A 20913-nucleotide genomic window follows, 5' to 3' on the forward strand; every position below is an offset into this window, starting at 1 on the left:
GCTTCTTCCATAAGGAACTCCAGTTCATTAATACGTGTTTTAATGGGGTGGAACTTAGCGCAAAAAGCGACTCTGCGGGTCCTGAGAGTCGGCCATGCTCCAGCGCTGTTCCAGTTGGCCGGTGGCCGGACTGACGCGCCATTGCACTTGGCGGTGCGCAGGTTTTACGCCGGTTACGGGGATGGAGAAGGGGGATTTTGCCGAGCGAGCATAGGTGGGCTCGCGGGACAGTTTCACGCGCATGCTGGAGGCAAAGGCGCGAACGCCGGGTAGAACATGGGTTTTAAAGGTCATAACACACCTCGTGACCGGACTGCTGCCGGTGAGGTCGTTACGTTGGAGCGTCAGGCTCTAGCGCAGTTGACCCCGCCGTGCAGGCGAGTCCCGTCAATGTCTGGGTTGGGCGTCCGGATCTCCGTATTAACGGTGACCGGACAGCGACTAGATACTGTGTCCATTGGCTTCTTTTGTGAAGTTTATAGGCGGCCTGAATGACCGACCTGTGCAATCTACTCAGTGGGTGGTGGTGCGTCAACTTTAAAACCCGATAAGTGTGGCTGGTACAGCAACGGTTCAGGAAGTTTGAAAGTTATTGGAGTGGTTCGCCGGGCAGGTCATTAATATGACAGGGAAGTTACAGGTATAGAAGTTTGAAGTGCGCAGCATTTATTGTTGGTGCGGGATATTCGCCTGGCCACACACACCTTGTGGGAGCGGGTGCGGTTAAGCTGGAATATCGCGCCGCTTGCATCGCGGGCAAGCCCGCTCCCACAGGTCTTGGGTACAGACTCAAATCGCAGACAAACAAAAACGCCCGGCAGAGCCGGGCGTTTTGTATTGACTTGATTAGCGAGCGCGGTAAGTGATGCGCCCTTTGCTCAAGTCATAGGGCGTCAGCTCGACGCGCACTTTGTCACCGGTAAGAATACGAATGTAGTTCTTGCGCATCTTGCCGGAAATATGCGCGGTTACGACGTGCCCATTTTCCAACTCCACACGAAACATGGTGTTGGGCAGGGTGTCGACGACAGTGCCTTCCATTTCGAAGCTGTCTTCTTTCGACATGCAGTAAAGCCCTCGGTGTCCAATGAATGGCCCGGTGCAACTGCGCCAGGCAAAAGCGGCGTGCATTGTGCCCGAAAAATGGGGTTTAAGCCAAGGGTTCAATCAAGAGAGCTCCATCTCTGATTAATCAGCAGCTCAATGGGCCTGTATTCGGTCTTGTAATTCATCTTTTTGCAGTTCTTGATCCAGTACCCAAGGTACAGCGCATCCAGCCCCAGGCGCTGCGCTTCTGCAATTTGCCAGAGAATGCCGTAACGCCCCAGGCTGCGCCGCTCTTCGTCAGGGTCGTAGAAGGTGTACACGGCAGACAGGCCGTTGGGGAGCACGTCTGTGACGGCAACAGCCAGCAAGCGCCCGTCCAGGCGGAACTCGTAGAACTTCGAGAACGGGAGGTCGCGTACCAGGAAGGTTGAAAATTGATCGCGGCTGGGTGGGTACATGTCGCCGTCGGCATGCCGTTGCTCGATATAGCGCTGGTAAAGGTCAAAGTTCTCTTCGCTGAAACCAGGCTTTACCGGCCGAACCTGTAAATCGGCGTTGCGCTTGAAAATGCGTTTTTGCTGACGATTGGGCTTGAACCGGGCGACAGGAATACGCGCAGGGGTGCAGGCATCGCACTTCAGGCAATGGGGGCGATACAGATGGTCGCCACTGCGCCGAAAACCCATTTCGGACAAATCGGCATAAACCTGCACATCCATCGGCTGACTGGGGTCGAGGAACAGCGTGGTGGCCTGTTCGTCAGGCAAGTAGCTGCAAGCGTGAGGTTGAGTGGCATAAAACTTCAGACGCGCCAGCTCGGTCATGATGGGCCCTCGGGAAATCTTTAAATTAAGTGTAAGCCAGTGTGTAAAAGTCGCCTATAAAACCCACTGTGCAGTTGTGGGTTGATCCAGGTGCTGGTGCAAATAATCGGCGAATTGCTGACGCGGGATCGAACGTGCGCCCAGGCTCTGCAGGTGATCAGTCGGCATCTGGCAGTCAATCAGCACAAAGCCCCAGGCCTTGAGGTGTTTGACCAGTGTTGCAAAACCGAACTTTGACGCGTTGTCGGCACGGCTGAACATGGATTCGCCAAAAAACAACTGGCCCATTGCCAGGCCGTACAGCCCGCCCACCAGTTCGCCGTCATCCCAGACCTCAACCGAATGCGCATGGCCGCGAGCGTGAAGTTCGATGTAGGCGTTTTGCATGTTGTCGGTAATCCACGTGCCGTCCGCATAGTCGCGCGGTGCTGCACAGGCTTGAATCACGGCGGCAAAGTCACGGTCAAAGCTGACTTGGTAGCGCTGCTGGCGCAACAGCTTGCCCAGGCTGCGGGACACGTGCAGCTCTTCAGGGAACAGCACTGTGCGCGGGTCAGGTGACCACCAGAGGATCGGCTGGCCTTCGCTGAACCACGGAAAGCAGCCGTGACGGTAGGCCTGGATCAGTCGGTCTGCCGACAGGTCGCCACCTGCGGCCAGAAGGCCATTGGGTTCGCGCATGGCTTTTGCCAATGGCGGAAATGTCAGGGTGTCGCGTTTTAACCAGGTCAGCATGGCAATCAGTCTTACAGAAGAAGGGAAGGGCGGCTGCAACTCTGTCGCGCAAGTGCGGTCTCAGTCGATCTGCCAATGAAATGCGAGCTCTGTTTTGACGGTGGTATAAGTCTTTGTCACAAAAGGTAATACATGCTCAAATTGGCGCTTCCTGGCCAGTTTCGGGACGAATCGGACCGCACCTTGAGCCAGCATGGCATCAACGGCTCAAACCCGTACAATGGCTGGCCTGTTTGAGCTGATCTAAGCTACACCCACCTTGCAGCAGGTTGCTGCTGGCAAAATAATACAAGGCTGGTTTCATTTCACGTTTGAGCGTGTCGCCTGTTCGATACGAACAGTATTTTGCAGTCACATTAGTCAATTAATAGTTGGGCGCGCCACAGGCGCAGGAAAAGACCCGTTTTGAAGAAATCCACAGCAGCACCCAAAGCAGTTCCTCTCTGGCGTCAGCAATTGCACTACCGACTCAAGGAAGGTGCATTGATCGCTATCGGCGCCCTGTGCCTGTTCCTGATCATGGCCCTGTTGACCTACGGCAAGGACGATCCCGGCTGGAGCCATAACAGCCGTGTCGTGGATGTACAGAACTTTGGTGGGCCAGCCGGCTCCTACAGTGCAGACATCCTGTTTATGGTGCTTGGCTATTTTGCCTACATCTTTCCGTTGCTGCTGGCGGTCAAGGCGTACCAGATCTTCCGCGAGCGGCATCAGCCCTGGCAGTGGAGCGGGTGGCTGTTCTCGTGGCGCCTGGTTGGTCTGGTGTTCCTGGTGATCTCGGGCGCAGCCCTTGCCCATATTCATTTTCACTCTGCCGTGGCCCTGCCTGCAGGCGCGGGCGGTGCGCTGGGCGAAAGCCTGGGTGATCTGGCCAAGAATGCGCTGAATATCCAGGGCAGTACCCTGCTGCTGATTGCGTTGTTCCTGTTTGGCCTGACGGTCTTTACGGACCTTTCATGGTTCAAGGTCATGGATGTGACGGGCAAGATCACCCTTGACCTGTTTGAACTCATCCAGGGTGCGGCCAATCGCTGGTGGTCCGAGCGCAACGAGCGTAAACAGCTTGTTGCCCAACTGCGCGAAGTCGACAGCCGGGTCAATGAAGTGGTTGCCCCAAGCGTTTCCGACAAGCGGGAGCAGGCCAAGGCCAAAGAGCGTCTGATTGAACGTGAGCAGGCGCTGACCAAGCACATGTCCGAGCGTGAAAAGCACGTACCGGCAGTTATCGCGCCGGCACCGCCCAAGGCACCTGAACCGAGCAAGCGTGTACAGAAAGAGAAGCAGGCGCCGCTGTTTGTGGACAGCGCGGTTGAAGGCACGTTGCCGCCGATCTCGATTCTTGACCCTGCTGAAAAGAAGCAGCTCAATTATTCCCCTGAATCCCTAGCGGCCGTTGGCCATTTGCTTGAAATCAAGCTCAAGGAATTCGGGGTTGAGGTCACGGTGGACTCCATTCACCCCGGCCCGGTCATTACCCGCTACGAAATCCAGCCTGCTGCCGGGGTAAAGGTCAGCCGTATTTCAAACCTGGCCAAAGACCTGGCGCGTTCCCTGGCTGTGACCAGCGTGCGGGTGGTTGAGGTTATTCCGGGCAAGACCACGGTCGGTATCGAGATTCCCAACGAGGATCGTCAGATCGTGCGCTTCTCCGAAGTGCTGTCGACCCCTGAATACGACAATGCCAAGTCTCCAGTGGCCCTGGCCCTGGGCCATGATATCGGCGGGCGTCCGGTGATCACCGATCTGGCGAAAATGCCGCACTTGCTGGTGGCCGGTACAACCGGTTCCGGTAAGTCTGTAGGCGTTAACGCCATGATCCTGTCGATTCTGTTCAAGTCTGGCCCTGAAGACGCCAAATTGATCATGATCGACCCGAAGATGCTTGAATTGTCGATCTACGAAGGCATCCCGCATCTGCTGTGCCCGGTAGTGACGGACATGAAGGATGCCGCCAACGCCCTGCGCTGGAGCGTTGCCGAGATGGAACGCCGCTACAAGCTGATGGCCAAGATGGGCGTGCGTAACCTCGCCGGCTTCAACCAGAAGGTCAAGGACGCCCAGGACGCTGGCGAGCCCCTGGTTGACCCGTTGTACAAGCGTGAAAGCATTCACGACGAAGCCCCGCTGTTGGTGAAGTTGCCAACCATCGTGGTGGTGGTCGACGAATTTGCCGACATGATGATGATCGTCGGCAAGAAGGTTGAAGAGCTGATCGCCCGTATTGCCCAGAAAGCACGGGCGGCGGGTATCCACTTGATCCTCGCTACCCAGCGCCCGTCGGTGGACGTGATCACCGGCCTGATCAAGGCCAATATCCCGACCCGTATGGCGTTCCAGGTATCGAGCAAGATCGACTCGCGCACCATCATCGACCAGGGTGGCGCCGAGCAACTGCTGGGTCACGGTGACATGCTGTATATGCCGCCCGGCACCAGCCTGCCGATTCGGGTGCACGGCGCGTTTGTTTCCGACGACGAAGTACACCGTGTGGTCGAAGCCTGGAAGCTGCGAGGCTCCCCGGACTACAACGAAGACATCCTTGCCGGCGTCGAAGAGCCTGGCAGCGGTTTTGATGGTGGCAGCGAAGGCAGCGATGACGCTGAAACCGATGCGCTCTATGACGAGGCCGTACAGTTTGTACTCGAAAGCCGTCGTGCCTCTATTTCTGCGGTACAACGCAAGTTGAAGATCGGTTACAACCGCGCTGCGCGAATGATTGAGTCCATGGAAATGGCCGGGGTCGTGACCTCGATGAACACTAATGGCTCGCGCGAAGTACTGGCACCAGCCCCGATGCGCGATTGATCTGCCCCACGGCATCTAACTAATCAATGAGGATCTCCATGCGTTTTGTCAGCATGCTGTTGCTACCGGTACTGGCTTTTTCTTCGCTGTCGGCCCATGCCGACGCCGAGAGTGTGAAACGTCTTGGCCAACTGTTGGGCTCCGACACCATCACCGCCCGTTTTTCTCAGCTGACCCTTGACGGTAGCGGCACCCAGTTGCAGGAAACTGCCGGCGAAATGTCGGTAAAGCGTCCGGGTTTGTTCTACTGGCACACCGACGCACCGCAAGAACAATTGATGGTCTCCGATGGCCAGAAAGTCTCGCTCTGGGACCCGGATCTGGAGCAGGTCACGATCAAGAAGCTGGATCAGCGCCTGACCCAGACCCCTGCCTTGTTGCTGTCGGGTGATGTGTCGAAAATCAGCGACAGCTTTGACATTACCTCCAAACAGGCCGGTGATGTCATGGACTTCACCCTCAAGCCCAAGACCAAGGACACCCTGTTCGACTCCCTGCGCCTGTCCTTTCGCGGCGGCAAAATCAACGACATGCAGTTGATCGACAGCGTGGGTCAGCGCACCAACATCCTGTTCACCGGGGTCAAGGTCAACGAGCCGATTCCTGCATCCAAATTCAAGTTCGATATCCCGAAAGGGGCTGATGTCATCCAGGAATAAGCCCTGGAAGAGGTTTCAAGCGCTGCCCATGGATCTGTTTCGAAGTGCCCCGATTGCCCAGCCTCTGGCTGCCCGTTTACGTGCGGCCAATCTGGACGAGTACGTCGGTCAGGAACACCTGCTCGCTCGCGGCAAGCCCTTGCGTGAAGCGCTGGAGCAGGGCGCGCTGCATTCGATGATTTTCTGGGGGCCGCCGGGGGTGGGTAAAACCACCCTGGCGCGACTGCTGGCAGAAGTGTCGGATGCGCATTTTGAAACTGTTTCGGCGGTGCTGGCCGGGGTCAAGGAGATCCGCCAGGCCGTCGAAATCGCCAAGCAGCAGGCGGGCCAGTATGGCCGGCGCACCATCCTGTTTGTCGACGAAGTGCATCGCTTCAACAAGTCACAGCAAGATGCCTTCTTGCCCTACGTTGAAGACGGTACCCTGATCTTTATCGGTGCCACCACCGAAAACCCATCCTTTGAACTGAACAACGCATTGCTTTCGCGGGCGCGGGTCTATGTGCTCAAAAGCCTCGACGAAGCGGCCCTGCACAAGCTGGTGCAACGCGCGCTGACGGAAGACAAGGGCCTGGGCAAGCGTGACCTGACCCTCAGCGATGAAGGTTTCCAGATATTGCTGCGGGCGGCTGACGGTGATGGCCGGCGCTTGCTCAACCTGCTGGAAAACGCCTCGGACCTGGCTGAAGACCACAGCGAAATCGGCACCGATCTGTTGCATAACCTGCTGGGCGATACCCAGCGTCGTTTCGACAAGGGTGGCGAAGCTTTTTACGACCAGATTTCGGCGTTGCACAAGTCGGTGCGTGGTTCCAATCCGGATGGTGCCCTGTACTGGTTTGCGCGAATGATCGACGGCGGATGCGACCCGCTGTATATCGCCCGGCGCGTTGTGCGCATGGCCAGCGAAGACATTGGTAACGCCGATCCACGGGCCTTGAGCCTGTGCCTGTCGGCCTGGGACGTACAAGAACGTCTTGGCAGCCCGGAGGGTGAGTTGGCGGTGGCCCAGGCCATTACCTACCTGGCCTGCGCGCCCAAAAGCAACGCGGTGTATATGGGGTTCAAGGCCGCACTGCGCAGCGCCGCCGAGTATGGTTCGCTCGAAGTCCCGCTGCATTTGCGCAACGCGCCGACCAAACTGATGAAGCAGCTGGGGTATGGCGACGAATACCGTTATGCCCATGACGAACCGGATGCTTATGCCGCTGGCGAGGACTATTACCCCGATGAGCTGGAGCCGTTGAACCTGTATCAGCCTGTCCCTCGAGGCCTTGAGCTTAAAATCGGTGAAAAGCTTAAACACCTCGCCGCACTCGATCGAGCCAGCCCCAAACAGCGGAGAAAACCGTGATTCCATTGGTGGTTGCAGTCTCGGTGGGTGGCATTGCGGGCACCCTGTTGCGCTTTGCCACAGGAAACTGGATCAACGCCAATTGGCCGCGGCACTTTTATACCGCGACGTTGGCCGTTAATATCGTGGGCTGTCTGCTGATTGGCGTCCTGTACGGACTTTTTCTGATACGCCCGGAAGTACCGATTGAAGTCCGCGCCGGGCTGATGGTCGGTTTCCTGGGTGGCTTGACCACTTTTTCATCCTTTTCACTGGATACGGTGCGCCTGCTTGAAAGCGGGCAGGTGCCACTGGCACTGGGCTACGCGGCCCTCAGCGTATTCGGCGGGCTGCTCGCGACGTGGGCTGGCCTGTCCCTGACCAAACTTTGATAACGAGAAACCGACATGCTTGATTCCAAACTGTTACGTAGCAACCTGCAGGACGTAGCGGATCGCCTGGCATCCCGTGGCTTCAAGCTGGACGTGGCGCGCATCGACGCGCTGGAAGCCAAGCGCAAGGAAGTCCAGACCCTGACCGAGAAGCTGCAGGCCGAGCGCAATGCCATCTCCAAAAGCATTGGCCAGGCCAAGGCTCGCGGCGAAGACATCGCGCCACTGATGGCCAGTGTTGAAACCATGGGCAGCGATCTGGCCAATGGCAAGGTTGAGCTGGACGCCATCCAGGCCGAACTGGACGCCATCCTGCTGGGCCTGCCCAACCTGCCGGATGCTTCCGTGCCGGTAGGTGCTGACGAAGACGACAACGTCGAGATCCGTCGCTGGGGCACCCCGACTGCCTTCGATTTCGCGATCAAGGACCACGTGGCCCTGGGCGAGCAGCATGGCTGGCTGGACTTCGAAACCGCCGCCAAACTGTCCGGTGCCCGTTTTGCCCTGCTGCGCGGCCCGATTGCCCGCCTGCATCGCGCGCTGGCCCAGTTCATGATCAACCTGCACACCGGTGAGCATGGCTACGAAGAGGCGTACACGCCTTATCTGGTTCAGGCCCCTGCATTGCAAGGCACTGGCCAGTTGCCGAAGTTCGAAGAAGATCTGTTCAAGATCAGCCGTGAAGGCGAAGCTGATTTCTACCTCATCCCGACGGCTGAAGTGACGCTGACCAACATCGTTGCCGGCGAAATCGTTGAGCACAAAGCCCTGCCGATCAAGTTGGTGGCTCACACGCCGTGCTTCCGCAGTGAAGCCGGTGCGTCAGGCCGTGATACCCGCGGCATGATCCGTCAGCACCAGTTCGACAAGGTTGAAATGGTCCAGATCGTTGAGCCTTCCACCTCGATGGATGCACTGGAAGGTCTGGTAGGCAACGCAGAGAAAGTCCTGCAATTGCTTGAACTGCCATACCGCGCCCTGGCGTTGTGCACCGGCGACATGGGCTTCAGCGCTGTCAAAACCTACGATCTGGAAGTGTGGATCCCGAGCCAGGACAAGTACCGCGAAATTTCGTCGTGCTCCAACTGCGGTGATTTCCAGGCCCGTCGCATGCAAGCACGTTTCCGCAACCCGGAAACCAACAAGCCTGAACTGGTTCACACCCTCAACGGTTCCGGTCTGGCTGTAGGCCGTACGCTGGTAGCCGTACTGGAAAACTACCAGCAGGCAGACGGCTCGATCCGTGTACCTGAAGTACTCAAGCCTTACATGGGCGGCATTGAGGTCATCGGCTAAATGGAGTTTCTGCCGCTGTTTCATAACCTGCGTGGCAGCCGTGTACTGGTGGTCGGCGGTGGGGAGATTGCCTTGCGCAAATCCCGGCTGCTGGCCGATGCCGGTGCCGTGCTGCGGGTGGTTGCACCCGCCATAGAGCCCCAGTTGTGCGAGTTGATAAACAGCAGCGGTGGCGAACAGGTGCTGCGCGGCTATGTTGAGGCTGACCTTGAAGGGTGTGTCCTGATCATTGCTGCAACGGACGATGAGCCACTCAACGCCCAGGTCTCCGCTGACGCCCACCGTCGCTGCGTGCCCGTCAATGTGGTGGATGCTCCTGCCTTGTGCAGCGTGATCTTCCCCGCAATTGTCGACCGCTCGCCGCTGGTGATCGCCATTTCCAGTGGCGGTGATGCGCCGGTGCTGGCGCGCTTGATTCGCGCCAAGATCGAAACCTGGATTCCTTCGACCTACGGTCAGTTGGCGGGCCTTGCCGCTCGTTTTCGCACCCAGGTCAAAGGCTTGTTTCCGGATGTACAGCAGCGCCGTGGTTTTTGGGAAGACGTTTTCCAGGGCCCGATTGCCGACCGCCAACTGGCCGGGCAGGGCGCTGAGGCCGAGCGTTTGCTGCTGGCCAAAATCAATGGTCAGGCGACCGTAACCACCGGTGAGGTTTATCTGGTGGGTGCCGGGCCGGGTGATCCGGACCTGCTGACATTCCGCGCGCTGCGACTGATGCAACAGGCTGATGTGGTCCTTTACGACCGCCTGGTGGCCCCTGCAATTCTTGAGTTGTGCCGTCGCGATGCCGAACGCGTTTATGTCGGTAAGCGTCGCGCCGAGCATGCGGTGCCGCAAGACCAGATCAACCAGCAATTGGTGGACCTGGCCAAGCAAGGCAAGCGCGTGGTGCGGCTCAAGGGTGGCGATCCGTTTATCTTTGGTCGTGGCGGTGAAGAAATCGAAGAGCTGGCCGCTCACGGGATACCGTTCCAGGTCGTGCCGGGCATCACCGCTGCGAGCGGTTGTGCAGCCTATGCCGGTATTCCGCTGACCCATCGTGATTACGCGCAATCCGTGCGTTTCGTGACGGGCCACCTGAAGGACGGCACCAGCAATTTGCCCTGGAGTGATCTGGTTTCTCCGGCACAGACCCTGGTGTTCTACATGGGCCTGGTGGGTTTGCCGACCATCTGCCAAGAGCTGATCAAGCACGGTCGTTCGGCAGACACCCCGGCTGCGTTGATTCAGCAGGGCACTACGTCCAACCAGCGGGTATTTACGGGCACCCTGGCTGACTTGCCAACATTGGTGGCGGAGCATGAAGTTCATGCGCCGACGCTGGTGATCGTGGGCGAAGTGGTTTTGCTGCGTGAGAAACTGAAGTGGTTTGAAGGCGCTCAGTCGCAGGTCTAGGTGCATGGTGGGGCGGGCTTGCTCGGGATGGTTTCAGCGCGGTTTTTCAGTTAAACCGAGTTGATTGCATCGCAGGCAAGCCAGCTCCCATCATTGCTTCTGCTGTGCCTCAGTTCCGGTTGTCCCCCACCAGACTCTCCACCGACGGCACTCGCGTGTCGCTTTCCATCTGCGCGTCGTGTTCGATCTGATGACTGAAGCGATCCAGTGAGCCTTGTGCCGGCTGCGCATCGCTGGCAAAAACCGGCGGGCTCAGGATGTAAGCCCCCAGCAATCGGCTCAACGCCGCCAGGCTGTCGATATGGGTGCGTTCATACCCGTGGGTCGCATCGCAACCAAACGCCAGCAAGGCGCACCGAATATCATGCCCGGCAGTGACGGCCGAATGGGCATCGCTGAAGTAGTAGCGGAACATGTCACGGCGTACTGGCAGTTCATTATCGCTGGCCAGGCGCAGCAGGTGCCGCGACAAGTGATAGTCATACGGCCCGCCCGAATCCTGCATCGCCACGCTTACCGCGTGCTCGCTGGAGTGCTGGCCCGGCGCTACCGGGGCAATATCAATTCCGACAAACTCGCTCACATCCCACGGCAATGCGGCGGCCGCGCCACTGCCCGTTTCTTCGGTGATGGTGAACAGCGGATGACAGTCGATCAGCGGTTGCTCGCCACTGTCCACAATGGCCTTCAATGCGGCAAGCAGTGCAGCCACCCCGGCCTTGTCGTCCAGATGCCGCGCGCTGATATGGCCGCTTTCGGTGAATTCCGGCAGCGGATCAAATGCCACGTAGTCGCCGATATTGATCCCCAGGGAATCGCAGTCGGCCCGGGTCGCGCAATATGCATCCAGACGCAACTCGATGTGGTCCCAACTGATCGGCAACTCATCCACCCCGGTATTGAAGGCATGACCTGAAGCCATTAATGGCAGGACACTGCCGCGGATCACGCCATTGTCAGTGAACAGGCTGACCCGGCTGCCTTCAGCAAAACGGCTGGACCAGCACCCCACGGGCGCTAGGACCAGACGGCCGTTGTCCTTGATCGCCCGCACGCTGGCGCCGATGGTGTCCAAATGCGCGGAAACGGCACGGTCAGGACTGTTCTTCTGGCCCTTGAGGGTCGCGCGCAAAGTGCCGCGTCGAGTCAGCTCAAAGGGAATCCCCAGCTCATCGAGGCGTTCGGCGACATAGCGCACGATGGTGTCGGTAAACCCGGTGGGGCTGGGGATGGCGAGCATTTCCAGCAGTACCCGTTGCAGGTAGTCGAGGTCGGGTTCAGGGAGGGTGCGATTCATAAAAGCTCCTGAGGGCCGGTCAGCTAGAGAGCAGGCTGACAGTGGGGGAAGAGTAAATCGATGAAGCGTTCGGCGGTCGGCTGTGGCTCATGGTTGGCGAGCCCGGCCCGTTCGTTGGCTTCGATAAATACGTACACGGGCTGGTCGGCGGCAGGCACCATCAAGTCCAGGCCGACCACGGGAATATCCAGCGCCCGGGCGGCGCGAATGGCCGCGTCGGCCAGCGCCGGGTGCAGCACGGAGGTCACATCTTCGAGGCAACCGCCCGTGTGCAGATTGGCCGTACGGCGCACGGCGAGCACCTGGCCTGCGGGCAAGATACTGTCGTACTCATAGCCAGCGGCTTGTACGGTGCGCCGGGTTTCTGCGTCCAGCGGGATGCGGCTTTCACCCGCAGTGGCGGCCTGACGGCGTCGGCTTTGTGCTTCGATCAGTCGATGGATCGTGTGCAGGCCATCACCCGTCACCTGGGCAGGACGGCGGATGGCGGCTGCCACGACCTCAAAGCCGATCACCACAATTCGCAGGTCGAGCCCCTCGTGGAAGCTTTCGAGCAGCACCCGGCTATCGAATGCACGCGCTGCTTCGATGGCCAGTTGCACCTGTTCGAGGCTGTCCAGATCCACCGCCACGCCATTGCCTTGCTCGCCATCCACAGGTTTGACCACCACCCGCGTGTGTTGCTCAAGAAAGCCCAGGTTGTCGTCGGCATTACCGGCCAATTGCTGGCTGGGCACACTCAGTCCCGCCTGGTGCAACACTGCGTGGGTCAGGCATTTGTCCTGGCACAGACTCATGCTGATGGCGCTGGTCAGATCGCTCAGGGATTCGCGGCAACGAATCCGTCGTCCGCCGTGGCTCAGAGTGAAAAGTCCGGCGGGCGCGTCGTCAATTTGCACATCAATACCGCGTTTGAAGGCTTCTTCGACCAGGATTCGGGCATAGGGGTTGAGCCCGACTTCAGGCCCGGGGCCGAGAAACAGCGGTTGGTTGATGCCATTTTTGCGCTTGATGGCAAAGGTCGACAGGGTACGAAAGCCCAGTTTGCTGTAGAGGCTTTTCGCTTGGGCGTTGTCGTGCAGCACCGACAGGTCGAGGTAGCTCAAGCCGCGGCTCATGAAGTGTTCGATCAAATGCCGGACCAGCACTTCGCCTACACCGGGCCGCGAGCAGTGGGGGTCCACTGCCAGGCACCAGAGGCTGCTGCCGTTTTCCGGGTCGTGGAACGCGGTGTGATGGTTCAGGCCCATGACGCTGCCGATCACCGCGCCGCTGTCTTCATCCTCGGCCATCCAGTACACCGGCCCGCCCTGATCTCGGGAGGTGAGCAATGCCGGGTCGATGGGCAGCATCGAGCGCGCCTGATACAGCGTGTTGATCGAGTTCCAGTCCGCTTCGCTTTGTGCCCGGCGGATCCGGAACCCGCGAAACACGCGGGTAGCCGGGCGGTAATCGGTAAACCACAGGCGCAAGGTGTCCGAAGGGTCGAGAAACAACTGTTGTGGCGACTGGGCCAGCACTTGCTGCGGCGCCGCCACATACAGCGCGATATCGCGCTCACCGGGTTGTTCGTTGAGCAACTCGTTGGCCAGGCTGGCGGGGTCGGGAAAGGTATGCCCGATCAGCAACCGCCCCCAGCCGCAATGCACGGCCACGGGTTGTGCGTCGAGTGGGCTGCCGTCTTCGGCCAGGCGCGCTTGCAGGCGTTCGTAGGACGGTGTTTGACCACGCAACAGACGCTGGCTGTAAGCCGTAGCGAGGGGTTTCATCGATCAGATTCCTTGTTCGCTCAGCCACAGGTTCAAGGCTGCCAGTTGCCATAGCTTTGAACCGTTAAGAGGCGTCAGCTGGCTTTGTGGGTGGGTCAGCAGCTGATCAAGCATCGCTGGCTGAAACAGCCCTCGATCCTGGCTCGGGTCCAGCAGCAGGTCACGGACCCAGTTCAGCGTGTCGCCCTGCAAGTGCTTGAGACCAGGCACCGGGAAGTAACCTTTCTTGCGGTCGATCACTTCGCTTGGGATCACCAGCCGCGCCGCTTCCTTGAGTACCTGCTTGCCGCCGTCCGGCAATTTGAACCGCGCCGGAATACGTGCCGAGAGTTCGGCCAGACGGTAATCCAGAAACGGTGTACGGGCCTCAAGGCCCCAGGCCATGGTCATGTTGTCGACCCGTTTGACCGGGTCATCCACCAGCATCACCGTGCTGTCCAGTCGCAGGGCTTTGTCCACCCCCGCGCTGGCGCCTGGCTGGGCAAAGTGCTCGCGTACAAAATCCCCGGCCGCATCATTGGCCGTCAGCCATTGCGGCTGCACCGTGGCCTTGTACTCGTCGTAACTGCGATCAAAAAACGCTTCGCGGTAAGCGGCATAAGGGTCGTCGGCGGCATCGACGGGCGGATACCAGTGATACCCGGCAAACAGTTCGTCGGCGCCCTGGCCGCTCTGCACCACCTTGCAGTGCTTGGCCACCTCACGCGACAGCAGATAAAACGCGATGCAGTCGTGGCTGACCATCGGTTCGCTCATGGCGCGAAAGGCCGCAGGCAGTTGCTCAATGATTTCGTGCTCACCAATGCGCAGTTGGTGATGGCGGGTGCCGTAATGCCGGGCGATCAAGTCCGAATACTGGAACTCATCGCCGCGCTCGCCGCCCGAGTCCTCAAAGCCGATGGAAAAGGTCGACAAGTCCTGTACGCCCACTTCGCGCAACAAACCCACCAGCAAGCTGGAGTCAACCCCGCCCGAGAGCAGCACGCCGACATCCACTGCCGCACGTTGGCGAATAGCCACAGCTTCGCGGGTACTGTCCAGAACGCGGTCGCGCCAGTCTTCGAGGGTCAAGTCGAGTTCATCGGCATGGGGGCCGTAGGGCAGGGTCCACCAGGTTTTCTGCTCGGTATGACCGTTGGCATCGATACGCAGCCAGGTGGCGGGAGGCAATTTTTCAATCCCGGCAATCAGCGTGCGGGGCGCGGGCACCACGGCATGGAAATTCAAGTAGTGATTGAGTGCCACGGGGTCGAGCATCGGATTGATATCGCCGCCCTTGAGCAGCGCGGGCAGGGTGGAGGCAAAGCGCAAACGTTCCCCGGTACGTGACAGGTAAAGAGGCTTAACCCCCAAACGGTCGCGGGCGATAAACAGGCGCTGGGTGTCGCGCTCCCAAATGGCAAACGCAAACATGCCATTGAGTTTGGGCAGCAGCGCTTCACCCCAGGCGTGATAGCCCTTGAGCAGCACTTCAGTGTCGCCGTCGGAGTAAAAGGCATAACCGAGGTGTTCAAGCTCGGCTCTCAATTCGGGGAAGTTATAGATTGCGCCGTTGAACGCCAGTGACAGGCCCAGTTGGCTGTCAACCATCGGTTGAGCGGAGCCGTCCGACAAATCCATGATTTTCAGACGGCGGTGGCCGAGGGCTATCGGCCCCTGGCTGTGGAAACCCCAGGCATCAGGTCCACGGGGGGCCAGGTGGTGGGTAATGCGTTCGATGGCTGCCAGGTCGGCAGGGTGTTGATCAAAACGTAACTCTCCAGCTAATCCGCACATGGTGTTTAAATCCTTGGTATTTCGGCATGTGGTGCTACAGGTTGAGTCAGCGTCTTTGCGAGACGCCATGTAGCGCTTGGGCCCGGTTTTAAAGGGGCGATGAAGCGTCAGGCGCCATCGCCAGCCCGTGCGGCGCAGGGCAAAAGATACCCGCGGCGCGGTAAACGACCGTGTTTTATCGAGTAACTGAGGCCCGGATCGTTCAATAAAACTTACAGGAGGTTGATCAAGCAGACGTTTGCACGGGGCGCAAGGCAGGGTATTTCAAGGGGGTTGACCAGGGCTTTATGCACCTCTGGATAGGCGACAAGGCATCCTCAACGATTGCTGTTGAGCAATGCCATCCATCAATGGGCTGCCGGTTAACGTAAGGGGGCAGAAATCTGCCGTTAACCGGCCAGCACTAAGGCTATAACCCTTTGATCAGCGCTCGCAGACCGAAACGGTTTGGCAGGCAGGCTTCGGCCACAACCCGTGGCAGGGGCAGAGGCTCATTGTTGATCCAGGCCGCCAGTAGTTCACCGGACAGCGGCGCGGTAATCAGCCCTCGGGAACCGTGGCCGCTGTTGATATGCAAGCCTGCGAGCCAGGGGCAGGGCGTGTCTGGCACCTGGCGGGCATCCTTGCGCAAAACGGCATAGGCACTTGCAAACTGCTCCGGGTCCGTCAGTGGGCCAACAATCGGCAAATAGTCCGGGCTGGTGCAACGAAAGGCAGCCCAACCCTGCAGGGTATGGGGATCGAGTTGCTCGTCACCGAGTCGATGGGCAAGGTCCGGGGATATTTCCTGTAGCAGGTCGAGGTTGCCCTGATGCCCCTCGGGGGTGGTGGTCAGGTCTTCGTTATGAAAGTCGAAACTGGCACCCAGCGTGTGCTCACCCAGGCGGCCGGGGGCCACATATCCTTCGGCACAGACCACCGTTTTAAGCACGGCGCTGTTCTGGGTTTCAACCAGCTGAGTGATTTGTCCCCGAATGCGCTTGAGCGGCAAGTCGCTGCTGGCCGGGAAACGCTTGACCTCTGCAGCACCGGCAAGAATTACCACCGGTGCTTGAGCCAGTAGTGTGTCGTCCTGACAGGCTTGCCACTGGTCATCGACCTTGTGCAGTTGCAACACCTCATGGTGCGTCAAGACCTGAACATTGGGGTGCAAGGTCTGGTAATGGCAAAGTGCGGGCGGGTGAACCCAGCCTCCCTCGGGATAGAACAGCCCGCCGTGAGCCAGTTCTATTCCGGCCAGCGTTTGTGCCTGGGGCTGATCCACCAGATGCACCAGCTCAGGTGGAAATGCCGCGGCCAGTTGGGCCTGGCGTTGGGCTTCCTTGGCATTGAAGCCCAATTGCAGAACGCCGCAATCATCCCAGTCACGCCCGCGTTGCAGGTGTTCCAGCAGGCGACGGGTGTAGCCGAATCCGCTGACAATCAACTGCGACAGGGTTGTACCGTGCGCCGACAGCTTGAGGTACAGCACGCCCTGTGGATTACCCGATGCTTCCTTGGCCAGCCGCCCATGGCGCTCCAGCAGAACCACCTGCCAACCGCGGCGGGCCAGGCTGTTGGCACTGGCGCAACCCGACAGGCCGCCACCAATGACCAACGCTTTGCGTGGGCCTTGTACCTGAGGCGGGCGGGCAAACCAGGGTTTGACGCCGGGTGTCGCGGTCACGCTGTCAGGCAACCCGACAAAAGTGCCGCGCAGGATTTCCCATTTATGACCGATCCCAGGCGTGCGGCGCATCTTGAAACCCGCTTCGTTCAGCGCCCGGCGCACCCAGCCGGTGCTGGTGAAGGTACTGATGGTGGACTCGGGAGCTGCCAGGCGCGCCAGTTGCGCGAACAGTTCGGGTGTCCACATCTCGGGGTTTTTTGCCGGAGCGAAGCCATCGAGAAACCAGGCGTCGACTTGCGCGTCCAGTTGCGGCAGTTGTTCCAGCACGTCACCGATCAATAACGTGAGGGTTACCCGGCCATTGTCCAGGCTCAGGGTCTGGAATCCCGGGTGAATCGCAAAGTAGGCCGCCAGCAACTGATCGCTGAATGGCGTCAGTTCGGGCCACAGGGCGAGGGCCCGCTGCAGGTCCTGGCGGGTGAGCGGGTACTTCTCGACACTGATGAAGTGCAGGCGGGCGTCGGGCCGTGCCGTTTGTTCAAACAACTGCCAGGCGCACAGAAAATTCAGGCCGGTGCCGAAGCCGGTCTCGCCAATCACCAACTGGGCATTGGCGGGCAAAGTTGCGAAACGCTCTGCGAGTGCGTTCTGCTCGATAAAGACATAACGGGTTTCTTCCAGGCCGGACTTGTCCGAAAAGTACACGTCATCAAACACCCGCGAATGGGGGCGACCTTGGTCATCCCAGTCAATCTGGGCATTGGGCATTTCAGTAGTCATGTGCGGCTCGGCAGCGGTAAGACGGCCATTCTAGCGGATCAGCAGCGGTGCGACTGATCCATGACAGTTTTGTGAGTGTTGTTCCTACACGTTTAGACGCAATCCGCTAGGCTTGTGAAATCTTGCCAGGGAGCTTTCTATGTTCGAATCCGCTGAAATCGGTCATGCCATCGATAAAGAAACCTACGACAGGGAAGTTCCCGCCTTACGCGAAGCGTTGCTTGAAGCTCAATACGATCTCCACCAGCAGAAGCGCTCGGCTGTCATCGTGTTGATCAATGGTATTGAAGGCGCCGGCAAAGGCGAGACGGTCAAGCTGCTGAGTGAGTGGATGGATCCGCGGCTGATTGAAGTGCGAACCTTTGATCAGCAAACCGATGAAGAGTTGGCGCACCCGCCCGCCTGGCGCTACTGGCGCCAGTTACCGGCCAAAGGTCGCATGGGGGTGTTCTTCGGTAACTGGTACAGCCAGATGCTGCAGGGCCGGGTTCATGGTCGTTTCAAGGATGCCGTGCTCGATCAGGCCATCAATGGCGCGGAACGTCTGGAAAAAATGCTGTGTAACGAAGGGGCGGTGATTTTCAAGTTCTGGTTCCATTTGTCCAAGAAACAGATGAAAGCCCGTCTCAAGGCACTCAAGGATGACCCGTTGCATAGCTGGCGTATCAGCCCACTGGATTGGCAACAGTCAGAAACCTACGATCGCTTCGTACGGTTTGGCGAGCGTGTGATTCGTCGAACCAGCCGTGACTACGCGCCCTGGAACATCGTTGAGGGTGTCGATCCGTATTACCGCAGCCTGACAGTGGGCAAGATTCTGCTTGAGGGTCTGCAAGCCGCGCTGAATGAACCCAAAACAAAAGTGCGCGCCACCCATGTCGCGCCGTTGACTGAAACCCAGGACGGTTTGAGCCTGCTCGACTGCCTGGATATGACCCAGCATCTGGAAAAAGACGATTATCAGGAACAGTTGATCACCGAGCAGGCACGCTTGTCGGGATTGATGCGCGACAAGCGGATGCGTCGTCATGCGTTGGTATCGGTGTTTGAAGGCAACGATGCGGCAGGCAAGGGCGGATCGATCAAGCGCGTGGCGGCGGCACTTGACCCGCGTCAGTACAATATCGTGCCGATTGCTGCGCCTTCTGAAGATGAGCGCGCACAGCCCTACTTGTGGCGCTTCTGGCGACAGATTCCGGGGCGCGGCAAGTTCACCATCTTTGATCGCTCATGGTATGGGCGGGTACTGGTGGAGCGGGTCGAAGGCTTTTGCACCCCGGCTGACTGGATGCGCGCCTATGGTGAGATCAATGACTTCGAGGAGCAGTTGCGTGCTGCGGGCGTGATTGTCGTCAAGTTCTGGCTGGCGATTGATAAAGATGTCCAGCTTGAGCGTTTTCATGAGCGTGAAGAAATCCCGTTCAAGCGCTTCAAAATCACCGAGGAAGACTGGCGCAACCGTGAGAAGTGGGATGTGTATCGCAAGGCAGTGTGCGACATGGTTGACCGCACCAGCACCGAGATTTCCTCCTGGACACTGGTTGAAGCCAATGACAAGCGCTGGGCGCGGGTCAAAGTGTTGCGCACGATCAACGAGGCGCTGGAAGCCGCATTCGAGAAGAGCGACAAGAAACGCAAAAAGTAGTCGCTGCCGAAGGCTGCGAAGGGGGGCGAAGCCCCCCGTTTTCTTGATGCCCCTGCAAGTCCCTCCCAGCCTTCGGCAGCGGCTACAGGGCGACGTTTCAGTGCTTGCCAGCACCCAGCATGTTTTCCGGGCGTACCCACTGATCGAACTCGGCATCGGTCAGATAGCCCAGCGCCAATGCCGCTTCGCGCAGGGTCAGTCCTTCGGCGTAGGCTTTTTTGGCAATCTCGGCCGACTTGTCGTAGCCAATATGCGGGTTGAGCGCTGTCACCAGCATCAAGCCGCGCTCCAGATGCTCGGCCATTTTTTCGGCGTCGGCTTCAAGGCCGGTGACGCAGTGTTTTTGGAAGTTGACGCAACCGTCCCCCAGCAACTGAATCGACTGCAGCAGGTTGTGAATGATCACCGGTTTGTAGACGTTCAGCTGCAGGTGCCCCTGGCTTGCAGCAAAGCCGATGGTCACGTCATTGCCCATCACCTGGCAGGCCAGCATCGACAGGGCTTCGCACTGGGTCGGGTTGACCTTGCCCGGCATGATCGAGCTGCCCGGCTCATTGGCTGGCAGCTTGATCTCGGCCAACCCGGCACGCGGGCCAGAACCCAGCAAGCGGAAGTCATTGGCCAGTTTCATCAGGGTAACGGCCAGGGTTTTGAGTGCGCCGGAGAGGGTGGTCAGGGGTTCGTGCCCCGCCAGTGCAGCAAACTTGTTTGGCGCCGTGATAAATGGCAATCCGGACAATGCGGCGATCTCAGCGGCAATCGCTTCGGCAAAGCCGTGTGGCGCGTTGAGTCCGGTCCCTACCGCCGTCCCCCCTTGCGCCAGTTCATACACCGCCAGAATGGCTGAGCGTATGGCTTGCTCGGCGTAATCGAGTTGGGCGATATAGGCTGAAAGCTCCTGGCCAAAGGTAATGGGTGTGGCGTCCATCATGTGGGTGCGGCCGGTTTTAACCAGTTTCATGTGCCGCGCCGACAACTCGGCCAGTCCGCCTGACAGCTCGCTGATCGCGGGCAGCAAATGCTCGTGTACCGCTTTGGCGGTGGCGATATGCATGGCGGTCGGGAAGCAGTCATTGGAGCTTTGTGAACGGTTGACGTGGTCATTGGGGTGGACCGGGGATTTGCCGCCCCGGCCTTTGCCGGCCAGCTCGTTGGCGCGGCCGGCGATCACTTCGTTGGCGTTCATGTTGCTTTGCGTGCCGCTGCCGGTTTGCCAGACGACCAGCGGGAACTGGTCGTCGTGCTCACCGTCGAGTACTTCATCGGCGGCCTGTTCGATCAGGCGGGCGATGTCGGCGGGCAGGTCGCCGTTGCGGTTATTGACCCGGGCAGCGGCTTTCTTGATCAGCACCAGGGCGTGCAACACGGCCAGGGGCATCTTTTCGTTGCCGATGGCGAAATTGATCAGCGATCGTTGAGTCTGAGCGCCCCAATAAGCCTCATCGGCCACACTTACTTCACCCAGGCTGTCGGTTTCGATACGGCTCATCGGCTCTTTCTCCTATAGGTCTGACCAGACAGCTTAGGCGCTGGTTTGCACCGGGGGTTCAA

Annotated in this window: 16 protein-coding genes; 7 read left to right on the forward strand and 9 right to left on the reverse strand. The window is 59.1% G+C overall.

Annotated features, from left to right (window positions below; all coding sequences use genetic code 11):
- Positions 1–54: 54 nt before the first annotated feature.
- From VSQ83_RS07590 to aat, 4 genes are all read right to left on the reverse strand, one after another.
- Entirely contained in the window at positions 55–294 is a 240-nt protein-coding gene (locus tag VSQ83_RS07590; protein ID WP_046809210.1) for a hypothetical protein, read from the reverse strand.
- Between the two features lie 552 nt (positions 295–846).
- Positions 847–1065, reverse strand: coding sequence for a translation initiation factor IF-1 (gene infA / locus VSQ83_RS07595; RefSeq protein WP_002553999.1), 219 nt, complete (start codon positions 1063–1065; stop codon positions 847–849).
- Between the two features lie 98 nt (positions 1066–1163).
- Positions 1164–1871: an arginyltransferase gene (locus tag VSQ83_RS07600; RefSeq protein ID WP_133078171.1), complete on the reverse strand. Its 708-nt coding sequence runs from the start codon at positions 1869–1871 to the stop codon at positions 1164–1166.
- 54 nt (positions 1872–1925) lie between these two features.
- Positions 1926–2606, reverse strand: a complete 681-nt coding sequence (aat, locus tag VSQ83_RS07605; protein ID WP_133078172.1) for a leucyl/phenylalanyl-tRNA--protein transferase — start codon at positions 2604–2606, stop codon at positions 1926–1928.
- 363 nt (positions 2607–2969) lie between these two features.
- Between aat and ftsK the strand changes: the two genes are divergently transcribed.
- The 6 genes from ftsK to cysG are packed head-to-tail and all read left to right on the forward strand — an operon-like array spanning position 2970 to position 10486.
- Entirely contained in the window at positions 2970–5411 is a 2442-nt protein-coding gene (ftsK, locus tag VSQ83_RS07610; RefSeq protein WP_374105697.1) for a DNA translocase FtsK, read from the forward strand.
- A 38-nt stretch (positions 5412–5449) separates the two neighbouring features.
- A complete protein-coding gene (gene lolA, locus VSQ83_RS07615; protein WP_133078174.1) occupies positions 5450–6070 on the forward strand; it encodes an outer membrane lipoprotein chaperone LolA in 621 nt (206 codons plus the stop codon).
- Between the two features lie 28 nt (positions 6071–6098).
- Positions 6099–7424: a replication-associated recombination protein A gene (locus VSQ83_RS07620; protein WP_048350824.1), complete on the forward strand. Its 1326-nt coding sequence runs from the start codon at positions 6099–6101 to the stop codon at positions 7422–7424.
- Positions 7421–7795 carry a fluoride efflux transporter CrcB gene (gene crcB / locus VSQ83_RS07625; protein WP_133078176.1) on the forward strand — a complete coding sequence of 125 codons (375 nt, stop codon included), beginning with the start codon at positions 7421–7423 and terminating at the stop codon, positions 7793–7795. The genes VSQ83_RS07620 and crcB overlap by 4 nt, the downstream gene beginning before the upstream one ends.
- 15 nt (positions 7796–7810) lie before the next feature.
- Entirely contained in the window at positions 7811–9091 is a 1281-nt protein-coding gene (gene serS, locus VSQ83_RS07630; RefSeq protein WP_326425910.1) for a serine--tRNA ligase, read from the forward strand.
- Positions 9092–10486 carry a siroheme synthase CysG gene (gene cysG / locus VSQ83_RS07635; RefSeq protein WP_133078178.1) on the forward strand — a complete coding sequence of 465 codons (1395 nt, stop codon included), beginning with the start codon at positions 9092–9094 and terminating at the stop codon, positions 10484–10486.
- Positions 10487–10595: 109 nt separating this feature from the next.
- On the opposite strand, the gene VSQ83_RS07640 is transcribed toward cysG, so the two are convergent.
- From VSQ83_RS07640 to mnmC, 4 genes are all read right to left on the reverse strand, one after another.
- A complete protein-coding gene (locus VSQ83_RS07640; RefSeq protein ID WP_019828486.1) occupies positions 10596–11783 on the reverse strand; it encodes an osmoprotectant NAGGN system M42 family peptidase in 1188 nt (395 codons plus the stop codon).
- A 23-nt stretch (positions 11784–11806) separates the two neighbouring features.
- Positions 11807–13552 (reverse strand): N-acetylglutaminylglutamine synthetase, encoded by a 1746-nt coding sequence (gene ngg / locus VSQ83_RS07645; RefSeq protein WP_326425912.1) that lies wholly within the window; start codon positions 13550–13552, stop codon positions 11807–11809.
- 3 nt (positions 13553–13555) lie between these two features.
- On the reverse strand, positions 13556–15328 hold the full coding sequence (locus tag VSQ83_RS07650) for an N-acetylglutaminylglutamine amidotransferase (protein WP_133077089.1): 1773 nt from the start codon (positions 15326–15328) through the stop codon (positions 13556–13558).
- A gap of 409 nt (positions 15329–15737) precedes the next feature.
- Positions 15738–17717: a bifunctional tRNA (5-methylaminomethyl-2-thiouridine)(34)-methyltransferase MnmD/FAD-dependent 5-carboxymethylaminomethyl-2-thiouridine(34) oxidoreductase MnmC gene (mnmC, locus tag VSQ83_RS07655; RefSeq protein ID WP_133077090.1), complete on the reverse strand. Its 1980-nt coding sequence runs from the start codon at positions 17715–17717 to the stop codon at positions 15738–15740.
- A 139-nt stretch (positions 17718–17856) separates the two neighbouring features.
- On the opposite strand from mnmC, the gene pap reads away from it, so the two are divergent.
- Complete coding sequence (pap, locus tag VSQ83_RS07660; protein WP_133077091.1) at positions 17857–19362, forward strand: polyphosphate:AMP phosphotransferase; 1506 nt, start codon at positions 17857–17859, stop codon at positions 19360–19362.
- A gap of 97 nt (positions 19363–19459) precedes the next feature.
- Here the strand turns inward: pap and VSQ83_RS07665 are convergent, their stop codons facing one another.
- Entirely contained in the window at positions 19460–20851 is a 1392-nt protein-coding gene (locus VSQ83_RS07665; protein ID WP_133077092.1) for a class II fumarate hydratase, read from the reverse strand.
- Positions 20852–20913 lie beyond the last annotated feature (62 nt).

The organism is Pseudomonas sp. DSV-1, from assembly GCF_035830915.1.
Classification (GTDB): domain Bacteria; phylum Pseudomonadota; class Gammaproteobacteria; order Pseudomonadales; family Pseudomonadaceae; genus Aquipseudomonas.